We start from the raw sequence: 19317 nt of genomic DNA on the forward strand, positions 1-19317 counted from the left end.
GGGCATCGTCTTCGCCGTGGCGAGGGTTGTCGGTGATCGGTATCGCGTTCTGACGGATAAGCAGTGGGAGTTGCTGGAGCTGCTACTGCCGACCTCGGGTGGCCACGTGGGCTGCAACTTTGCCAATAGTCGCCTGGTGGTGGAGGGGATGCTGTTCCGGTTGCGGACCGGCGTGCCGTGGCGGGATCTGCCGGAGGTGTTCGGTCCGTGGCAGACGGTGTGGAAGCGGCATCGAAGGTATGCCGGTGACTGGACCTGGGATCGAGTGCTGGTCGCGTTGAGCGCGCTTGCCGATGCGACCGGGAATCTGGATTGGGTTGTGTCGGTCGACTCTTCGATCATCCGGTGTGCATCAGCACGGCGCGAACATCTCCCGTGGCAATGGGGGCACCGGCCCGGATGGTGAGTTATGAGCCAGCTGATCACGCGGTCGGCCGATCCCGCGGTGGGCTGACCACGAAAGCGCATCTGGCCACCGATGGCAACGGCCGCGGTCTGGCGGTGCTGCTGACCGGTGGGCAGGCCGGTGAGTCACCGATGATGCCTGCCGTGCTCGACGCAATCGCGGTGCCGCGGCTGGCGGGTGGCTCGCCGCGCCGTTGTCCCGACCGCGTGCTCGCCGACAAGGCGTATTCCTCGGAGAGTAACCGAGCGACGTTGCGCGGCAAGGGTATCGGTTGTGTCATTCCCGAGCGCGCCGACCAGGTCGCGCACCGCAAACGGCGAGGCCGCAATAGTGGGCGACCACCCGGGTTCGACCGGGCCGCCTACAAGGGCCGCAACGTCGTCGAACGCGCCTTCAACAAGGCCAAGCACTGGCGCGGTGTCGCTACCCGCGACGACAAACTCGCACTGACCTACCGCGCCGGAATCGTCATGGCGCTGACCGTCGAATGGCTGAGGCTATTGGGAGACATGACCTAGCCGCGCATCAACGTCACGACGGCCTTGGCGAAGGTGCCGACCGCGGCGAGTATCGCAATCGCCCCAGTAACCGAGACACCGACCGGGCCGACCAACCACACGGTCAACCCCACTCCGACAGTTAACGCCAGCAGCAGGATCGCCAAATCCCGATGCGACGCCGGATCTTCCAGGGCGCGTGTTGGCGACTCCCGGGGCGCGGGTTGCCGGTTCCGACGCGCGGCAGGCACCGTCCGTGAGTGGTCGGCAGCAGTGCCTGCGCGCCGTCGTCGGTTTCGTCGCGTTTCCGGTATCCCAGCGTTCCGACCACCGCTCACGGATGAGTCAGCCACAGGCGGCCGCCTGTACGTCTATCCAAATATCGCTGGTGCATATTAGGTTTGACGTAAATCTTGAGCAAACTAGCCTATCGATGGCTTTCCGGCCTGGATACATACAATAACCATGGACCTACGACGACGAAAATGCTTGTCACTTTCCTATCGAGTTTCATCGACTTTTATCGAGGGCGGCCGAGCTCGGCAAGGTTCGCTCTAGACTGTCCTCGGAGCACGATGAGGATTCGAAAGCAGTGCCCGGCGCCCGTTCCCCACAGCGGTCCAGGAGCAACGCTCCGCAGGGCATCTGGCGGGGCGGGTCGCGCGCAGCCGGATCGGCAGGGGGCTAACGAGCCTTCGCTATCCACCCCAATGCGGGTACGCGATGCCTTGCGCGATCAACGTCATCGGTCCGGGTCGCTCTCGATTTCGAAGAAGCTGCTCGACGATCGCCCGGCCGATGGTCGGCCTGTCGCGATAGGCACCATCGTTATTCGTCTTGGTTCTCGATCAGTGGAACGCAGGGGGATAGAAGGGTGTCTTTCTGCGTTGATGTTTGCCCGCGGCGCATGACGAATATTTGAAACTCGTTGTAGAGTTTCGGGTCTTCATCATTTCTTACCCACAGGGTACCGAAAGACCCCGGCGCTAAGCTACCGATTTCTTTGAAGCCGTCCAGTACGTTCCAGTGTGGATGGTTCGTGTATCCAGCGAAATGAAGTTGAATTTTTCCATTGACGCGCCGGAGATCGACGAGACCGCTACCGGTATCGAGGGCGTCGAGTCGGGCCTCCACGGCCTGGTATGTCGATTCGATCTGGGCATGGTCGTCGTACTCGACGTCGTATTGCACGGTGAGCCATCCGTGGTACTCGAACACTCGTCCTCCTGGTCGCGGGTCAGAACGGTGTGGTGTCGATGACAACGTCGACGCCATACCGTGCTGAGTATTCGTACAGCTTGTCGATCACGCCTGGCCCTGGTTCACCGTCGAAATGGTAGTACACCTTACGGCCGGTCGCTCGAGCTGCTTCAAAGGACTCCTTGCCCTGATTTCTGAATGCTGAACCGAGTTGCTGTCCGCCTGGTTTTGCTTGTCCGATGAATTCGTCGCTGACGACGTCGAATTCTCGTCCGCTGGGGTCGTTGCCGAACTTCATTCGCGACTGGCCACCGATGCGTTCGGCCAGTTTGTCCGCGTCGGCGTCAGGTTTGTTGACCTTCTGGAGATCTCCCGAGTACTGCTGGCCCTTCGGCAGATCGTCAGGGGCGTTGGGTTGCTCGCCTGAGGGACGGTTCGGGGTGTCATCGCGGTTGGGGCCGCCTTCTCGGGGACGGGTTTCGCCCTTGTCGCTGCCTCCGCTGCGGTTTTCGGTGCCGCGGTCGCTGTTTCCGCCACTTCGTTCGCTTCGTCCTTCGCTGCCCTTCTCGCCTTTGCCTCCGCCGGAGCGGCCTTCTCCGATCAGGAGTTTTCCCAGCCAGGTGCCGGCCCGCGCGAGTCCGCCTTCGGCGAGTAGTGGGGCGAGGACGAGGGCTTGGGCTTCTTCGGTGGTGGCCAGAGCGCGGCCTTCGTCGAGGGTGTCGGTGTTGGTGAGTTCGGTCTGTCCGTTGTTCTGGCCGTAGCTGGACATGGTGAGTGTGGCTTCTTCGAACGCGGTGACCAGGTCGCCGTTGCTGTCGAAGGTTGTGGCCAGCCCGTAGGTGACGCCGTTGCTGTCGGTGTAGGTGAAACTGTTCGGGATGATGTTGCCGTCACCGTCGCGGGCTGGTCTGTAGGTGCGGACGACTCCGTCCGCGCCGGTGGTGGTGATGGTGTCGAGAGCTCCTCGTGAGTCGTAGCCGTAGACCTGGCGGCCACCGTCGGGTGTATCGAAGCTCTGGGCGGTGCGCGTCGAGGTCATCGGGTCGGCACCGGGGATGTAGGCGGTGGTGGTGGTTGTGGTCGTGTTGCCCTCGGTCGTCGACTGCTGGGTGGCTGAGGCGCCTTGACCCAGCAGCAGGGTGGTGACCGTCGGGTCGAGTTCGGTTTCGCCCTCGGCCAGTGGGGGTTTCGCCGGTACTGCCGGCGCGGATTCAGCGTGTGACGGATAGTCGGGCGAGAGTTCGGGGTAGAGGACCCCCAGCACGCCTTGTTGTGTGTTCGATGTCGTCGATGCGCCGCCGCCGCCGCCCTCGTCGAAGCCAGCCGAGGAGGATTTGCCGACCGGTTTGATCAGGCCATTGACCGGGTTGGACGAGGCGTCGAGACGTGCACGGCCTCGCGGATAGGCTGCGGTGAAGCCGGCAGCGGCCGTGAGGACCAGCAGCGGCACGAGGCGTCGGTCTCCGCCGTCCGGGTGCTCCTCACCGGGTGTGGTCACCACAGCAGGTGGCCGCGGCAGCCCAGTGGGTTCCGGAGGCGGTGTTTGCGCGACCTGAGTTGGCGGCGGATCTATTGCTGTGGGCGGTGTTTCGAGCGCAGGCTGACTCGGGGCCGGCTCAGCGTTCGTGGTCGCTCGGGGTGGTGGTAGCGCCGGTGATTCGTTGCCTGGCAGTGACGGTCGCTCGGCGCCCGGGACGGGGACGATAGGCGTGCCGTTGCCGGGTCCCACTGGCGGCGGGGTGAGCGCACCGGCCTTACCGCCGACACCGCTGCTGTTGTTCGGGGGCTGTCCAGGCAACGCTGGTGTGGTGAGCAGAGGCGGCGTGGTGGGTTGGCCCGGTGGTGGCCCCGGCGGGGGCTTCGGCACGGGGACACACGGCCAGCCGGGATGCATCTGCTGCCACTGCTCGCACGGGATGTCAGGCTGCGCAGGAGCGATGCCGGCACCCAAACCCGTTGCCGCCGCGACGATCCCCGCGGCAGCGAACACACCGGCCAGCGGAAGCCGCCAGCGGTCGACGCGCCTCATTTCCGGTCTCGCCACCGCTGGACGAGGCCGTCGATACCCCGCCAGGTGAGCCGACCGGCGATCGACATCCACAGAAAAAGCGCGAGATAAATCAGCACCGCACCGTAATCGTCGGCCCAGCCCGGCACCCGATCGAGCGCCGTGAACGCGACGATGAGCATGATCAGGCCCAGAACGAGCGCGATCAGAGCCGGCACCGCTCCAGCCGGCGAGTCCTGCGTGCGTGCCGTGTGGCCCGGATTCGCGTGCATGGTCGGCTCCTTCACCAGTATTCGCGGGAAGACCCTGTGCAACAGGACATCTCGCGGCGAACGGATAGTCAGAGGTAAATCGGGTCGCCGTAGACGGAGACGGTGTCGTCGGCTTCGGGAGTGGAGATACGGGCAGTGGCAAAGGAGCGCAGCGAGACCGGTCCCATGCAAGCGTCGACTTTGATCTGGACCTGGTCGACGGCGATCGAGGCACGCGCTCCGGCAAGGGGTTTGGTGCCCAATTCGATGGTGGTGATACCGCCGGGTTTGACCGTGGTGGAGATGTTGGGTGTCACCGAGGCGCTGGCACCGAGGGTGACGGCGGGGAACTGGGAAATGGTGACGCTGGCGTTGGGACCGACCGAGAAACCCATGCCCAGAGTGAGTCCGTTGGAGACATCGACTTGGCAGCCGATCTGATAACCGAGCGCGATCGCGCCCGCGATGACAGGTTGACGGCCGGTGCCGGTGACCTCGGCTGTGGCTTTGACCGCGACGAACCCTTCACGGGTGAACATGGTCGCGGCCAGGTTCGGGTAACGGTCGAGAGTTTCACGGGTCTTGGTGACCGAAAGCTGCCAGCCGGTGTCGTTGTCGACCGTACGGGTTTTGTCGGCGACGGGGTCGGCAACCGCGAACCCACTCGCGACCCAGACCACGCCTGCCGTCAACAGACCCGCGACGCCGACACGACACACCCTCGACGACCTCGATGACATGGAGATACCCCCTCGCTGAACCAGCCCGTCGAGTACCTGATCGACGGACATCTCCCATACAGAACATCCCATGAGCAAATATTTAGCAATCTTTGGATGTTGCATGATGGTCGCTGTGACCGCTACTTGATCTGCTTGTTACCTATCGGGCGCAGGCCAGGCGACGATTTGGCAAACATCGGGCGCGATGTGTGAGGTCGCTCATGTCGGATCCGTGACCTCCGCTGTGTTTTGTCATCCCGCCCGGCGGACGTCACACGCCTACGGCACCGTATCTGTGCGCCACGGGGAGGGGTGTGCCGGTACCGGGGCCGCCTCGCCGACGCCCAGACGCTGGCGCCTGGCTGATCTCTTGTTGCCGCCGCTCCCGAACTCGTTGACGAACTCGCACCGATGCCTGACCTGTGCGGCGAGTGTGGTTGTTGCGTAGGAGCGGACCGTAAGCATTTCGAAAAACCGCAGGCGTCTGAGGAACGATGTAGTACGGGCGGTAGCGATTCGCGAAGATCTGCTCCCGAGAGCCAAGAGCTTATCGAGGCTGCAGCTTAGGTGCTCAAGACCTAGGATGTAGCGAGCGGGAAGGTGAAGTTCCTAACCGTCCTAGCGAGTCGGACGGGGTGCCGAATCCTTTAGGCGCAGCCAAAGCATCTATGCGGGACGTGCACCTGGCCTATACGTCCGGGGAGATACTCTTGCTGCCGATCTCGAATCGACTGAGGTCCGGCGAGGCGAGCAATCCCGACTCAACAGTCCCGGCTGTAAGGAGAGTGCGTCTCATTCTGGTCGCGCTCGAATCGGATAAATGGGTTTGATATAGATATAGCATACCGGCCGGACGGGGCGGGATAGAATGAAACCGGCACATGAATACGCACGGAAATGTACTGAATGAAAGATTCAGCACGCACGCTGATGGATAAGTGAGAATCCGATACTTCAACATAACCAGGCATGTGTGAAGCCGGGAGTCTGCAGTGCGGTTGCCGCGGCCGGGGTTGCCGCACTGCCTGGTGATCGTTCGGTGCGTTGTTGGGTGCATCGATCCGCGGCCTGGTCGGGCCTTCGCTTAAACACGCCACCTCGGTCCGGAATCTGTGCAGGTAGATACCGATTTTCAGCTGCGCTGGCCGTTCAGGCTACACAAGCCCGCAGGGCATCCAGAAGATCAATTCGGGCCGGGCGGTCGTGGTGTGGCTAACGAGCGGATGGGCAGGAGGGCCTAAAGCCGGGCCGCATCCGGGTGCCCCTCTGTGCCCGTAGTCCATGTGCCGGCACATCCGACTTAATTTGATACTTAATTGGAGCGGGCAATCGGAAATGCATTGATCAATTCACCTTCGTTCGGTGTGGAGATTTGCGAAAATTAATCGAAATATATTTCTGAAATGACTTGAATTCCCGCAGTCGCGCGAGTTATCGTTAATCAACGGCAAAAACCGAACGCAGTTAATGCGGATGCCGTGTCCGATTCTGATGTATGCAATGATCCACCATGCCCCGATGATTACCGCGTGTCTTGTTGTCGAAGGAGTCGAGATGATATCTCTGGCCACCGCAGATCTCGAAATGGATAGTTTGGTGTACGCCGCTTGCTTGAGCGGTATCGCGCCAGCAAGCTCGCGTGACGAACTCGATACCGACGTATTCGATTGCCCCCGCGCTGCCCAGCAGTGGGCCGAAGAACAGCTGTGCGACAGCGTCAAATGCAGCGGTACCGCCTGGAATTTCCAGGTCGAACTCGTCCGCGTGGAATTTCACGAATGGACGACCGACACCTGGGCCGTCAATGACGAGACGATCGTCGGCCGTGTCAGCTGGGATTCCGGAACCGGAGACGTCAAGTGGCAGACCACCGGCCCCTACATCTGGGCCCACGACGAATGCGACTAACGCAATCCCCGGCCGCACCCCGCAGGCCGGACACATCGATACAGCCTCATCGTTCTAAGGAGTCGACATGACATCGTCCAGCGCCACGCCGGTGCCCTCGTCAGGGACGCGCCTGGGCAATGGTCAGTTGCGCCAGATGGTGGCTGGCGTACTGGCCGACAATCCCGGCACCGCCTACACGCCGCGTGAAATCTCGAACCTCATCGGCCACTCGTCCGGTGCGATCGGGAACGCACTCGCAACGTTGACCGCCGCCGGACACGCCGAACAGACCAGCATGACCCCCCGCCGCTACCGTGCCACCACGCAGACCGTCGGTGCGGCTGCCGGAACAACCCCGACCCTGGCCGCCAACCCGGCCCCCGCCGCCGCACGTTCGAACGCGCCCGCCCCTGCGGCGAACCGAACGCGTGCCACCGGTAGCCCCGCCCTAGCTGCCACGCCGGGCTCGGCAGTGGCCCGGCCAAACGGACAGCTCTACCACTTGCGCAAGTTGGCGGGCCGCGCCGATGTGGAAGTGCTGCGGACCATGCGTGACAACGAGGTCCCGGTGCTACTCTATGGGCCGCCCGGCACGGGCAAGGCGTCGCTGATCGAGGCCGCCTACGGTGATCTGCTGACCGTGCAGGGTGACGCCGATTGCACGGTCGCTGACTTCGTGGGCGAATACACCCAGAACCCTGACGGCACATTCACTTTCGTGCACGGCCCGCTGCCCCGAGCGATGCGTGAGGGCCGGGTGCTCTTCATCGACGACGCGACCCTGATCCCGCCCACGATCCTCTCGTGCGTGTACCCGGCGATGGACGGTCGCAAAGAGATCGTCATCAAAGCCAACAGTGGCGAGATCGTTACTGCCGCAACGGGTTTCTTTGTGGTGGCTGGCCACAACCCCGGCGTGCACGGCGCGATCCTCTCCGATGCCCTGGCGTCCCGGTTCGCGTTCCAAGTGCAGGTCGGGAGTGACTACGATCTCGCCCTGCAACTTGGGGCCGACCCGAAAGCTGTCCGGGTGGCGCGCAACCTGACCACCCGTAAGAACCAGGGCGAAATCGGGTGGGCACCGCAGCTGCGTGAATTGCTGGCGTTCAGCAAGATCGCTGCCGCCACCGATACCAACACCGCCGCCGCCAACTTGATCGGCACCGCCCCCGAGGACGACCGCGCCATCGTTGCCGAGGTGGTTAAGACCGTGTTCGGCATCACGCTCGAACCTCTCACGCTCGGTACCCGAATCTGAGAACCCCTCGCATGGAAAGGAATTCGCAATGGGAAGCCATGTAATCGCAGATCCCGCGACCACGCCCGGGATGCCACCGGCCGCGACCGGGTGGGAAGCGTTGTCAGCGGTGCTGACCGATCAAGCCCCGCCGATCGCTGACCGCGACGACTTGATCGTCACCATCGCCCCGGGCGCGGCGCACGGGCACCCGGCGGTATTCATGCCCCACAGTGCCGCCATCGAGATCGACGGCAGCTATTTGGGCATCGACCCTGATACTGCCCGCCCGGACCGCAACAGCGACCGCACCCGTTACGCAGCCGCATGGGGAGCGTTCACCCACGAATGCGCCCACGCCAAGCACTCACGCTGGAATCCGCCACCGGTCGCGAACCCGGCGGTCGTCGAGGCCGCGATGCTGCTCGAAGAATCACGCATCGAAGCTGCCCACATCCGCCGCCGCCCCGAGGACCGGTATTGGCTGCGCGCAGCGACCACCGAAATCGTCATCGGCGACAACGGCGGACCCGGCGCTGCCGCGCAGGTCCCAGCAACCGAGCACGCCGCCGCTCACAACGCCGCGCTGCTGCTGGGGCGCGTGGACGGCGGCATCCTCGAAGCACCCGAATGCGCCCCGGCCGCCGCTGCGATCGAGTCCGTCCTCGGAGCCGACAAACTCGCCGAACTGCGCGCCATCTGGACCCAAGCCCAGACCGTTGACGACGAGGACGGTGCGGGCATGCTCGAACTCGGGCAACGCTGGCTCGATATCGTCGGCCCCGACCCCCACGCTGCCCCTGAACCCGGCTCGATGCTGTCATCTGCCATCGGCGCAACCATCGGCAATATCGCCGATGCCGTTGCTGCACAGAAGATTTCCGACGATCCCGCCGATGTCGCCGCACGAGCCGCGCGCGAAGAAGCCAGCCAAGCCGCAATCGCCGGGGCGATCGCGCGGCGGGTGTTCGGCAACGGCAGGCAACCAGCATCAGCGCGCAGAACACGGCCACCGACCGCCGTCGAGCACTCGGCGGCGCGGGTTCTGGCTCGCGCGTTTAACACCGGCAGCCAACGCGAACGGGCAATGGTGAAAACCACCTCTGCAATGCCACCGGGCCGCTTGAGGATGCGCGGGGCCATGGCTCGCGAAGCTCAACGCGCCGCCGGGACGATCCCCACAGCCGAACCGTTCACTCGCATCACACGCCGCGCGACCCCTATCCCGCCCTTGCGCGTCGGCATCGCCTGTGATGTCTCCGGATCAATGCGCGAGTACGCCAAGCCGGTCGCCTCGGCCGCTTGGATCGTCGCGCGCGCCGCCGAACTGGCCGTCATGCCCGCACAAACAGCGACGGTCACATTCGGAGCTGCGGTCAAGCCCATCACCTACCCGGGCACCGCACCTGACCGGGTCACCGAATTCACCTGCCCTGACAGCGACCACTTCATCGATGACGCCATCAACGCACTCGACGGCGCGCTGGGGCTGTCGCACCCGGTGAACACACGCCTTCTCGTGATCATTTCCGATGGTTGGTACTTCGACCAGCACCGCACCGAGGCGCAGAAGAGGATCGACCGGCTGCGCGCAACCGGATGCGCGGTGCTGTGGCTGACACCCGACGACGAGGACCGCCGCCCGCTCTCGGGCACCACCGTGCACGTGATCACCAACCCGGGCACCACCGCTCACGAAATCGGCCGCGCCGCAACCAAAGCCGTACGCCACGCCTGAACCCCACCCCCGTGGGAGAGTACTTTCCGACCGCCGAACAGGCGGCTGCGGCGATGGTCGCCGACGCTTAAACAACACCGGCCGATCGAATCGCGCCTTGAGCCACCGGATTTGTCCGGTGGCTCAAGGCGCGATTCGTTGTAGGCACTCAGCTTCCGTGCTGAGGTTCGCGGCAGCACGACACTTTCGGCGCGCTGGTTGTCGGAAACGCGGCTCGAATACGGAGTCCCTTCATGCGGAACACAAAACTTCCCGCACTCGGACCCACGGTTGACTCGAGGAGCGCGCGCATGGTCACTACTGGCACCACCGGGATCGACTCCACTCTCCCCGCACACACGTCATTTCGCCGCCGTTGGGGTGGGCGCGGCCAGGGCGGCTGCACCGCTGGTGTGGCCGCAGCTATCGCTGCGGTGGTGGTCACTGCCGCCACCGCCGGGCAGGTGGGAGCTGACCCCGGCGGCGGAGGGTGCGCACGCTGGACAGCAGTGCTCGTGCCTGGGACCTCGGAGACTTCGGCGACCGCGAACTCGGCTCAACCGGCCGGACTGCTCGCCGGTGTCGGTGCCGGGCTCGCCGCCCGCTACGGCGACGACATCGCCGTGCGCTACCTGCCCTACGCTGCCGCGCCCGCCCCATACCGGGCCTCACAATCCGGCGGAGTGGCTGGCCTGACGAGCCTGCTCGGCGGGCTGTGCGACTCAACCCAGGTCGTGCTGGCCGGGTACTCCCAAGGAGCCGATATCGTCGGCGACGTGACCTCGGCGATTGGACACGGCCGAGGTCCGATTTCCGCGGCACGCGTGCTCGCGGTCGGACTGCTCTCCGACCCGCGTCGCGATCCCGACACACCCCAGCTGGGCGCGCCTGCCCCGGGCCAAGGCATCGCCGGGCCCCGGGCCGAGGACTTCGGCGAGCTCGCCGGCCGAGTCCGCACACATTGTGCGCCAGGCGATCTCTACTGTTCGACCTCACCAGAAACCTCACCCGCACTCTCGGCTATCGGGCGCGCGTTCACCGGCACCGCTGCCCTCGGCACCGACAGCACGAGCTCGGACTCGGCGGCAACGACCGCATCGGGTTTGATTGCCTCGTCGGTGACACGGCAAGTCGTGATCGTGCTCGGCGGTCTGGCCGGATTCGCCGCCAATCTCCCGACTATCGTCGACGACCTTGCCCAGCTGCCGAACCGAGTGCTCGCGGGCGACATCGCTGGCGCCCACCAGCTCGCAGGCGACCTCAACACCCAATTCGAGCCACTGGTCACCATGGCAGGCAAAGTCGATCTGCACCTGGTCGCGCAAGCCCTGTCGATGGCCGCACCGCTGGACTCGAGCGGTACCACCGCTACAGCCGCGCAGATCGTCGACATTCTCGCTCGCGTCGACATCGCCCGCGTGGCCCGCGATGCGGGTATCGCCCAAGAGCTCACCTGGCGGGCAGTGAGCAAAGTCAGCAGCGGAGACCCGCTTGGCGCGGGCCTGGAAATGATCGGGCTCATCCCCGTGGCCGCCGACCTCGCCGGCGTCGCCGCGGTCGCCCTCACCGGAGAAGGCGGCGCCCAATTGGCCGGACTCGCGCAGTCTTTCACCACGACTACCCCCTCTAGTCCCGAGGCCGGCGCCGCCCTCGCCGAGCTCGCACGCGAAGGAGGTGACGCCGCACGCTTCTACGGCGGCGGCGTCCACCAAACCGGCTACCACGACGCTGTGACCATTCTCCTGAACTGGCTCACCAGCCAAATCGACACTGCCCGATAAACCTTCAACTCTCACTGATCATCGGTCGGCACTCGATCACGAAATTCGACGAATTTCGAGACCGAGTGCCGACACTCTCTTGTGGGAAGAGTCTTCGCAATATGCCCTTCTGTCCATAATTCGAAGCGAGCCACTGCGTGATCTCGCCTGTGGCTCGACGCGTGAGCTCGACGCAATTCTGTCGAATCCGAAGCTCGATAGACAGCGTGCATCCCTCGAGTGTTGTCGCGGCGTCGAGACTCCGGACGTGAAATGCTGATCGCTCGTTACGCAACCAAAAAAGACAGTTGGCTTGTTTTTGCAAACGGCTTGACATTTACGGGTGTATCGAGCGTCCATATAGATGGAGGCCCAGGAACTATCCCGGTAGCGCAACCGGAAGGGCCAACAAATGTTCCGGCCGGGACATGACCCACCAACCTCTAACCCGAAATGGAGTTGTCATGTCCACACCTACCGCCACGACACCGACCACACCGAACGAAATCGCACTGTGGTCTGCGGTGGAAAACAACCACAACAGCACTGCCCCTGAACTCGCCGACATCGCCGGAATCAGCGCATCCACCGCTCGCAAGATACTGGCCCGCTGGTCCGCCGAGGGGCGGGTCAAACGCTTCCCGCGCAGCGATCCCCGCTCGGCCGCCCGGTGGGTGCCCTTCCCGGCCAGCACAGAGGAACCCGTCACCCATCCCGGACCAGGCCCCACCGGGTCCGACACGCCCGTCGACGAGCCTGACTCCGCCAGCACGGAATCCATCGAACCGCCACAGACCTCCGACCCTGCCCCAGAATCCGGCCCAGCCGTCGACGACGACAGCGCCGACTCTCAACCTGGCACCGACGAACCCGAAGCGACGCCAGCCGATCCCGCCAGCGGCACCACCGATGCCGATGCTGACAGTGACGCCGCCGACAAGCCGAACAAGCTTGCGCCGGGCGCTTTGCGTGGACAGGTCGAAGACCATCTGCGCGAACATCCGGTCGACGAATTCACGCCCCATCAGATCGGAAAAGAACTCCATCGCTCCAGCGGCGCGGTGCACAACGCCTTAATGAAACTCACGGCAAACGGAGTCGCAGCACAGACCTCGACCGCGCCGAAGAAATTCCGCCTCGCCTCCGCGTGAAGCAAGACTGCTCATGCGTGGCATCGGATACCTCAGTTATCCGATGCCACGCACCCACAGCCAACAACTCCACGTACGGAATAGACCTGATTTCTCACCATGGACAGAGGGAGATTATCGCCATGCCCAGCTTTGCGCATCTGATCTACGGCCCAGGGCCCGACTGTCTCGGCGCGGTAGCGGCCATGCTGACCGAACAGGGATACATCGTCGACGCACCCCTCCATATCGGAGCGACATGTGAACTGCTGGGCTGCAATGGGCGCACCCATCACCATTGGCTGCTGATTGCCTACGGCTCATATAAAGCAGCATTCGCCTCCGGTGGGCGCGACCACATCACCACTGCCTGCGCGGCGAACAACGCCACTTACAGCGGCGGCGGATTCTTCGTCATACCCCCCGCTATAGCGGCCAGCGAATACGAACCGCCAGTCCGGACGCTCGACCGCCGCCCCGGCCGCCTCGAAAACGCTGACACAGCTTCGGCTGCCCGTCGGTGCCCGCTCCAAAAAGAGGAGAGACTTCGATGACGAACGACAACCGCGCCTCAGCGGATCAGGCCCTCGCCGAGCTGCGTCATGCCGCCCAGGCCAAGACCACGAGCGACCTTGGGCAGACGCTCGAATTCTTCGACCAGCAAGACGATTTCGAGCGAGTGTTCCTCCAGAACGAGGCGGGGCTGGGAGCCAATGAGCGCCGCGCGCAGCAAATCATCGTCGACACGCTCTGTGAACGACACCCCGAGATCACTGTGGCCTACCAACAGTGGAAACGCGACCCTGGCACAAACACGCTCGGCACAATTGTCAGCGCCGCGATCCGGGGCCTGGGACCATGCTACGTCTATCGCCACCACAACAATCTGGTCTGCGGCACCCTCGCGGAATACGCACTGGCCTGGCAGCACAGCCGCCCCACCCCGAAGGTCTTGTCGCCGGACGTGATCGCCGCCGACAGCCAGTGTCTCGCCGTATCCATCGAAGAACTCGACGGATACGACAACGGGATGACCACCGGTACCGTGTACCGGTTCACCGCTGGCGAAGACGTGATCGAACACCGCGTCCCCACTGACATCTTCGACGCCGACCCGCCTGCGGCGGACTCAAAGAGGAAGAGGCGCAAGGGGAATGGCAGAATCCTCATCGCTCGTCTCGATGAGTCCTACGCCGACTCCACCACCGGCAAACAGGTCCACAAGGTGCGCGAAGTCCCCTTCAAGGTCCGCCTCCCAAGCGTATGCGACCACCGCGAAGGCTCGATCTGCTCGATCTGCGCCCGCACATGGCAACTCGACTACGACTTCGCCAAAGGCAGGTTCCCATTCCCGCGAGCGCCCCGGGCGCGCGTGGCCGACCTGATCAACAACGGGATCCTGCGACCAGGCACCCGCGTAGACAGTGGAACCGGTGTCAGCGCGACCATCACCGAAGACGGCGGGCTGCTGCTACCCGACGGCCGCATCTTCTACAACCAGGCCGCCGCCAAGATGGCCGCCATGAATACGCTCCCGGCTCGGCGCGCCACTGTCGGCGGTGAACTGCCCGACGTGCCCAGCGACTGCTGGCACGTCGAACGGATTCGCCACTACCCCGAATCCGACCCGATCGTCGTGGTCGCTATCGACGCCGCCAGCGCCACGGAAGCCGAACAACGCGCCCTGGCATGGGCGCGGCACCCCGGCAGCGAAATTACCGCCGAACTCGACGAGGTCACAACCACCGCACACACCGACATCGGCTCAGGCCGGTGGACAGTCCTGCTGCACCTCACGAGTGGTCGGTCATGAACACCCGAAAAGGACCAAACACCAACAGTATTCGGGCAATTATCACCAGTAGCGAGCCCTCAGCGATCACCAGAATTGCTGTCCAGCAGTCGAACCCGCCACCTGTCACGCTAGCTGATGCGTTACATCGCGTGTTCTGCTTGAGCGAACACAGTTCCGACAGCGTCGAGCTGTGGCTCGCTATTGCCGTCGACGCGATCCGATTGATCACCACCAGCACATCCGAAGATCTTTGCGCGGTGCCAATATTCGCGATCTACAACCGCGTGCGCACTAATGCCATGCTCGACCCGCGCACAAGCGCCGTCTTCATCATCTCGGGCCCGCTGACGGGCACGCACTACCCTACGCTGGACGAGGCGGCACGGGCGATCGTAGCCTGCACGACCAACCTCGATGACACCCCAGCCGGAAATGGCCGTACGCGCTGGCGGCTACCCGCCCGCGGCGTCCATGGGGGGTTTCCCAAAAGTGAACAGGATCCGCGCGGCGGTCAGCTACCCATGGACTTCGACGGGGACCAGAGAGGGAGGTGGAGTCGCCGGGCAGACAACGAACCTCTGCGCTGAAGACGGTGCTTCGCGGCAAGATAGACCGATGACACCTGTCTGGATACCACTTGTCGCTTCGGGAATCGGCGTCCTGGGCACACTCACCGGCGGCATTCTGACGTACTTTCTCGGCCGGGGCCTGTTCAGGTTCGATCAGCGGAACCGCCTACGGGACCTGCAGCGCACTGCCATAGCAGATGTACTGGCACGAGGCAGTGAGTATTTCTCAGCCATGACCACGTTAATGAGGCGAAGCGCGCAGGATGCCATACGACATATCGCTGCAAACGACCACGAACGACTGACCGCTCATCGTTCTATCACCGAGGCATTGGATACATCCAGCAGCCGCGTCTCCTACTTGTCGGCCCTCCAGAACGCGTACCTCGTAATCGAGGACGTGCCGATTGCGCGAGCACTCAATGCCTACGCCAACGGCGTGTCCGCGATAGAAGCTCTCGCTGCTCGATCCGTTGAATCCCTCGAAACCGGAGAAGTGCCCGACGAGGCTGAAGTCGATAACGCTCGCGACGCCTTCCTTGCCGGGACAACAGCGTTGTCCGAAACGACGCGCAGGCAACTTCGTCCAGAAGTTCGATGGCACCGAGGCAGCGACAAATCGAACGGATGGCCCCCGGCAGCCGAAGAACCGCGCAATAGCGAGGTCAGCGCGTCAGGCCGTCCACAGGCCGTGGGAGGCCAGGAAACGCCCAGATTGACCGAGAACTAGCGAGGGTTCTTCGACCAGCTCAACGGGCATGCTAGTCGCAGGATTCTCGGCATCGTTTAGCGCACTAAGTAGATCCAGCAGCTGATCCTGGATCGACGCGTGCTCGGGGAGAGCAGCGCCGAACTGAAGTGACATGGTACGCATTGAAATCCGGTGCGAGTCAGCGTTTCGACTCGCACCAGACTTCTTGGTCAGGGGATGAAGAGCCAGACTTCCGTGACCATCAGCGCATCGGAGGATTCTGGCGTCCGAAGCTCGTGAAGAACACCAGGCAGCTACCGAACAGCACCACTGCCTGATCCCAATCGGTCAACCAGCCACCGGCACCAGCTACCGCGAGGCTGATTCCCATCGCGACGACCGGTTGGACGCTCGTCTTAGGATCTGGATCCTCGGGCTGAGATGAGCCCTGTACGGGCGCGTTTGAAGAGGGCATGATAGTCCTGTCCGTGGATTCCGAAATTGTCATGGACCAGCTGCCGCTTCCTGTTGCCTCAGGTAGCGGCAGCGCCCGTTTGAAGTAGCTGAATCTCCAAGCAGGCCAGAGCCATTGGATCATGGTCACGGGTTCATGCCAAGGTGGAGCAGCCTGTGGTCATTACACCCACGGCGCCGAGGTGGAATGGGTACTTCGGAGGGTTTAGTCGTATCACCTACCCCGGAGTAAAAATGGTCATGCGATCCCGACACGGCGAAATTGCCCACAACCATGGCGAACTTGCCCTCGTGCTCCGGGGTAGACGTATAACCCCTCGGGTGGAATGGCATTGCCCTCGGGGTGGAATGGGGGTTAGACGAGGAATGCGGGGGCGCAAAGGCCGCAGCATGGAGGCGAGTTCGCCATGAAAAGTGATGGGCATCACTAGATAGAGGGCTATACGCGTTGTCACGAACGACAACCCGTCGACTAGTCACAGCTTGAGCCGCGGCGGGTACCCGGCGGCGATCCCGCGAACGTGCCCGGACCTACTCACCATCCGGGCACGTTCGCTGGTAAACCGCGCGAATGCGTTCGCTGTTGAGCCGACTGCTATGGAGACAACGCTGAGGACTCAGCTATTTCCTTCCGGTGAAGTCACTGGATCTGTTGTGACTACCGGATTCTTCCGGAGATCATCGTTGTGCGGCTCGCGGTCCTTCCTAAGGGTGGGACGGAAGTTCGTCGACTTCTTGAGGGCTGCTCAGACCGAACAGTTGATGCCGTTTTTCCTTGAGCGCTTGACAGCGCTCATCGAGGTTGACGTCGTAAGCGGCACGGATCCCCAGATCCTCGCGGAGCGCCCGCCGCAAGAGGCGCACAGCGAAACCCAGTGTCTCGTTGAGGTATTGCTCGAGCTCAGCGATTCGTGCAGGCGCAGCCGTATCGGCGTCGATGACTGCTTGGCGGCCAGCATCCATGCAACGGCTGACTTCAGACGCGATGACAAGCGCGTCGTCGGACAAGACCATCTGAGAACGTGCGTAGCTGTCGCGCAACGCTTCCCACGCGTTGTGAAACTTCTCGGGCTCAGGGGCTGTGCCCGCTCTCTCGGCAAGGTATCGGCGGGCCGCGGTGCGGAAGTAGTGTGCCGAAGTGTTGAGGGCGGCATACGCTGCCCGCTTCTCATCTGAGGCCTCCTTAACGGCAAGCTCGCGTAGTTCTTCGGCGCGTAGTTCACGCTGGAGCTGGTTATCAATCCGCTTGGCGCGCAGGGCGTAGAGCTGTGTGGCGATACCTCCGCTGAGCGTGCCCGCCGCGGTGATGGCGGCAACTGACACGTTGGTCCAATCCAGGCTCATACCAACCGATTGTCCACGGCTGCCGAACAAGGCGGCCGGGTGGCCCTGCTCATCATTCTGGGGCCCTGGCGCAGAGTTCGTGATGCGAGTAAGCGATAGTGACTGCCCGGACTACAGGCGTGTTGCAGGTCGGGTTGCGCTGCCCGCCAACTGATTTAGTCGCACAAGCGCGCCCCGCGGTGTTATGGCGCGTTCGATGCCCCAGAATGTTGGGCAATGCGGGCTGACTTTCCGCACGGGCCAACAACGACGGCGCCCGGCGGGAGAGTTGCTGTCTGCCGAAGTAGCGGTCGACTTCGACCATCTGATCGAATGCCTGGCGGCGTTGGTGACTTTGATCGGCAGGCGGCTGGGCGGGCGGTAGGGTTTCGGCCCGATAGGAAGGCGCGCACCAAAGCCGAGATCATCGGGTGTCGCGTTCCCAGGGCAGGGTTTCGACGAAGAGGTACTCCAGCTGCCATGCCCACGAGCATTCGGGGCAGATAGTGTCATTGTGCTGGCATTGTCCAGTAGCGGCGATGGGGACTTCGACTTGGTCGATGCGGTGGACGATGTCTTTGCCTGCGGGTTTGGAGGCGCAGTCCACGAGCGCGCTGACGGTAATCTCGCTGCCCATCGAGGCAGTCCTTTCCGATTTGGCGTAAGGGGATCGCCGGTCATGGCTCAAGCCCGGCGGAGGTGAGGCTGGGTGGGCGAGTGGCACCGTAGAAGTCGTCGCCAGGGTGGCGATAGCTGCTCACCTGCACTGGGATGCCGAAAGTGGGGGCGTGGATCATGCTCCCGGCGCCGAGGTAGAGCCCGACGTGGTGGATGTCGGCGGGGGTTCCGTAGAAGACCAGATCGCCGGGCAGCAGCTCGTTCTCCGGGACTTCGAGCCCGATCGCGTATTGCTCGGTGGTGGTGCGGGGCAGAGTGATTCCTGCGGTGCGGTAGGCGGCCTGGACCAACCCTGAACAGTCCCAGCCGCCGTTGACCTCGGGGCCGTTGCCTCCCCACACGTAGGGTTGCCCGAGCTGGCCGCAAGCGAACTCGATCGCGGTGGCCGCGGCGAGGCCGGCGAGCTCGCCTGGGCTGCACTCGCCGGCGAGGGTTGAGCGGGTGTAGCGGGCAGCTTGGTCGAGGACCTGTTCGACGTACCAGTCGGCGTGGTTGTAGGCGAAGATCGCGCCGTGCAGGTCGGCGGGTGCGCCGGAATCGCACAGGTACCAGGCGGCGGCGTAGGCGGCGTCGACCGGGTCATAGCGTGACGGCGGCCCGGTTCGGCCGGGTGGGTTGCCGTGGCGGGTGATGACGGCGTCGAAGCTGGGTTGAAGGAACTGCATGGGTCCGCCCGCGCCCGCGAAGTTCTCCCCGGAGCGGACTCCGGGTAGGGGTGAGCGGCCGTGGTCGGTTTCGATTTTGCCGATCGCGGCCAGCACCGACCAGTCCAAGCCCGCGCAGACGTGTGCGGCCTGCCGATAGATCACCAGCCGGTCTGCCGGAATGTCCTGGGCTGCTTCACTACTAGGTGTCTTTTGGCCACCGGCGGGCGGGCTCGAGGTCGGTGCGCCGGATTGGTCGTAGATGGCGACGGTGGCGGCCACCGCGGCGATCACAACCGCAGTGAATACCCCTGAAATCCCCGCC

Annotated in this window: 17 protein-coding genes and 1 pseudogene; 10 read left to right on the forward strand and 8 right to left on the reverse strand. The window is 63.7% G+C overall.

The annotated features are described in order from the left end of the window. The first annotated feature begins 49 nt into the window (after nt 1-49). Nucleotides 50-924 (forward strand): annotated as a pseudogene (locus NVU01S_RS43860) (IS5 family transposase). Between the two features lie 807 nt (nt 925-1731). Here the strand turns inward: NVU01S_RS43860 and NVU01S_RS38835 are convergent. The 4 genes from NVU01S_RS38835 to NVU01S_RS38850 all read right to left on the reverse strand — a co-directional run bounded on the left by NVU01S_RS38835 (nt 1732) and on the right by NVU01S_RS38850 (nt 5207). Continuing rightward, the gene (locus tag NVU01S_RS38835) at nt 1732-2121 is read right to left on the reverse strand and encodes an immunity 7 family protein (protein ID WP_043679033.1); all 390 of its coding nucleotides are present in this window, start codon (nt 2119-2121) and stop codon (nt 1732-1734) included. A gap of 19 nt (nt 2122-2140) precedes the next feature. Continuing rightward, nucleotides 2141-3601 carry a restriction endonuclease fold toxin gene (locus NVU01S_RS38840; RefSeq protein WP_218023648.1) on the reverse strand — a complete coding sequence of 487 codons (1461 nt, stop codon included), beginning with the start codon at nt 3599-3601 and terminating at the stop codon, nt 2141-2143. A 527-nt stretch (nt 3602-4128) separates the two neighbouring features. Further along, complete coding sequence (locus tag NVU01S_RS38845) at nt 4129-4383, reverse strand: hypothetical protein (protein ID WP_052281203.1); 255 nt, start codon at nt 4381-4383, stop codon at nt 4129-4131. A 68-nt stretch (nt 4384-4451) separates the two neighbouring features. Continuing rightward, nucleotides 4452-5207 (reverse strand): MspA family porin, encoded by a 756-nt coding sequence (locus NVU01S_RS38850; RefSeq protein WP_244467470.1) that lies wholly within the window; start codon nt 5205-5207, stop codon nt 4452-4454. 1431 nt (nt 5208-6638) lie between these two features. Between NVU01S_RS38850 and NVU01S_RS38855 the strand changes: the two genes are divergently transcribed. The 9 genes from NVU01S_RS38855 (at nt 6639) to NVU01S_RS43870 (ending at nt 15912) form a co-directional block, all read left to right on the forward strand. Next, a complete protein-coding gene (locus tag NVU01S_RS38855; RefSeq protein ID WP_156161882.1) occupies nt 6639-6992 on the forward strand; it encodes a hypothetical protein in 354 nt (117 codons plus the stop codon). A 67-nt stretch (nt 6993-7059) separates the two neighbouring features. Further along, a complete protein-coding gene (locus tag NVU01S_RS38860) occupies nt 7060-8232 on the forward strand; it encodes an AAA family ATPase (protein ID WP_043679045.1) in 1173 nt (390 codons plus the stop codon). 109 nt (nt 8233-8341) lie between these two features. After that, on the forward strand, nt 8342-9949 hold the full coding sequence (locus tag NVU01S_RS38865; protein ID WP_244467471.1) for a VWA domain-containing protein: 1608 nt from the start codon (nt 8342-8344) through the stop codon (nt 9947-9949). Between the two features lie 488 nt (nt 9950-10437). Then, on the forward strand, nt 10438-11709 hold the full coding sequence (locus NVU01S_RS38870; protein WP_043679051.1) for a cutinase family protein: 1272 nt from the start codon (nt 10438-10440) through the stop codon (nt 11707-11709). A 503-nt stretch (nt 11710-12212) separates the two neighbouring features. Continuing rightward, nucleotides 12213-12839, forward strand: a complete 627-nt coding sequence (locus tag NVU01S_RS38875; protein ID WP_052281204.1) for a DUF2339 domain-containing protein — start codon at nt 12213-12215, stop codon at nt 12837-12839. Nucleotides 12840-12856: 17 nt separating this feature from the next. Continuing rightward, nucleotides 12857-13372 (forward strand): hypothetical protein, encoded by a 516-nt coding sequence (locus NVU01S_RS43865; protein WP_156161883.1) that lies wholly within the window; start codon nt 12857-12859, stop codon nt 13370-13372. After that, nucleotides 13369-14631, forward strand: coding sequence for a hypothetical protein (locus tag NVU01S_RS38880; protein WP_043679054.1), 1263 nt, complete (start codon nt 13369-13371; stop codon nt 14629-14631). Before NVU01S_RS43865 ends, NVU01S_RS38880 begins: the two co-directional genes overlap by 4 nt. After that, nucleotides 14628-15200 carry a hypothetical protein gene (locus NVU01S_RS38885; RefSeq protein WP_156161884.1) on the forward strand — a complete coding sequence of 191 codons (573 nt, stop codon included), beginning with the start codon at nt 14628-14630 and terminating at the stop codon, nt 15198-15200. Before NVU01S_RS38880 ends, NVU01S_RS38885 begins: the two co-directional genes overlap by 4 nt. A 28-nt stretch (nt 15201-15228) precedes the next feature. After that, entirely contained in the window at nt 15229-15912 is a 684-nt protein-coding gene (locus NVU01S_RS43870; RefSeq protein WP_156161885.1) for a hypothetical protein, read from the forward strand. Between the two features lie 223 nt (nt 15913-16135). On the opposite strand, the gene NVU01S_RS43875 is transcribed toward NVU01S_RS43870, so the two are convergent. From NVU01S_RS43875 to NVU01S_RS38905, 4 genes are all read right to left on the reverse strand, one after another. Next, entirely contained in the window at nt 16136-16477 is a 342-nt protein-coding gene (locus NVU01S_RS43875) for a hypothetical protein (protein WP_156161886.1), read from the reverse strand. 575 nt (nt 16478-17052) lie between these two features. Further along, a complete protein-coding gene (locus NVU01S_RS38895; RefSeq protein WP_043679063.1) occupies nt 17053-17691 on the reverse strand; it encodes a hypothetical protein in 639 nt (212 codons plus the stop codon). Between the two features lie 403 nt (nt 17692-18094). Further along, nucleotides 18095-18307, reverse strand: a complete 213-nt coding sequence (locus NVU01S_RS38900; RefSeq protein WP_043679066.1) for a hypothetical protein — start codon at nt 18305-18307, stop codon at nt 18095-18097. A 40-nt stretch (nt 18308-18347) separates the two neighbouring features. Further along, entirely contained in the window at nt 18348-19286 is a 939-nt protein-coding gene (locus tag NVU01S_RS38905; protein ID WP_244467472.1) for a C40 family peptidase, read from the reverse strand. Nucleotides 19287-19317: the final 31 nt, after the last annotated feature.

The sequence above is a fragment of the Nocardia vulneris genome (assembly GCF_001613425.1).
GTDB lineage: Bacteria > Actinomycetota > Actinomycetes > Mycobacteriales > Mycobacteriaceae > Nocardia > Nocardia vulneris.

Excerpts from the sequence above, each read along its gene's own strand:
- NVU01S_RS38845 (WP_052281203.1), bottom strand. The coding sequence starts at position 4,383 with ATGCACGCGAATCCGGGCCACACGGCACGCACGCAGGACTCGCCGGCT.
- NVU01S_RS43870 (WP_156161885.1), top strand. The coding sequence starts at position 15,229 with ATGACACCTGTCTGGATACCACTTGTCGCTTCGGGAATCGGCGTCCTG.
- NVU01S_RS38885 (WP_156161884.1), top strand. The coding sequence starts at position 14,628 with ATGAACACCCGAAAAGGACCAAACACCAACAGTATTCGGGCAATTATC.
- NVU01S_RS38850 (WP_244467470.1), bottom strand. The coding sequence starts at position 5,207 with ATGCAACATCCAAAGATTGCTAAATATTTGCTCATGGGATGTTCTGTA.
- NVU01S_RS38855 (WP_156161882.1), top strand. The coding sequence starts at position 6,639 with ATGATATCTCTGGCCACCGCAGATCTCGAAATGGATAGTTTGGTGTAC.
- NVU01S_RS38860 (WP_043679045.1), top strand. The coding sequence starts at position 7,060 with ATGACATCGTCCAGCGCCACGCCGGTGCCCTCGTCAGGGACGCGCCTG.
- NVU01S_RS38880 (WP_043679054.1), top strand. The coding sequence starts at position 13,369 with ATGACGAACGACAACCGCGCCTCAGCGGATCAGGCCCTCGCCGAGCTG.
- NVU01S_RS38900 (WP_043679066.1), bottom strand. The coding sequence starts at position 18,307 with ATGGGCAGCGAGATTACCGTCAGCGCGCTCGTGGACTGCGCCTCCAAA.
- NVU01S_RS38895 (WP_043679063.1), bottom strand. The coding sequence starts at position 17,691 with ATGAGCCTGGATTGGACCAACGTGTCAGTTGCCGCCATCACCGCGGCG.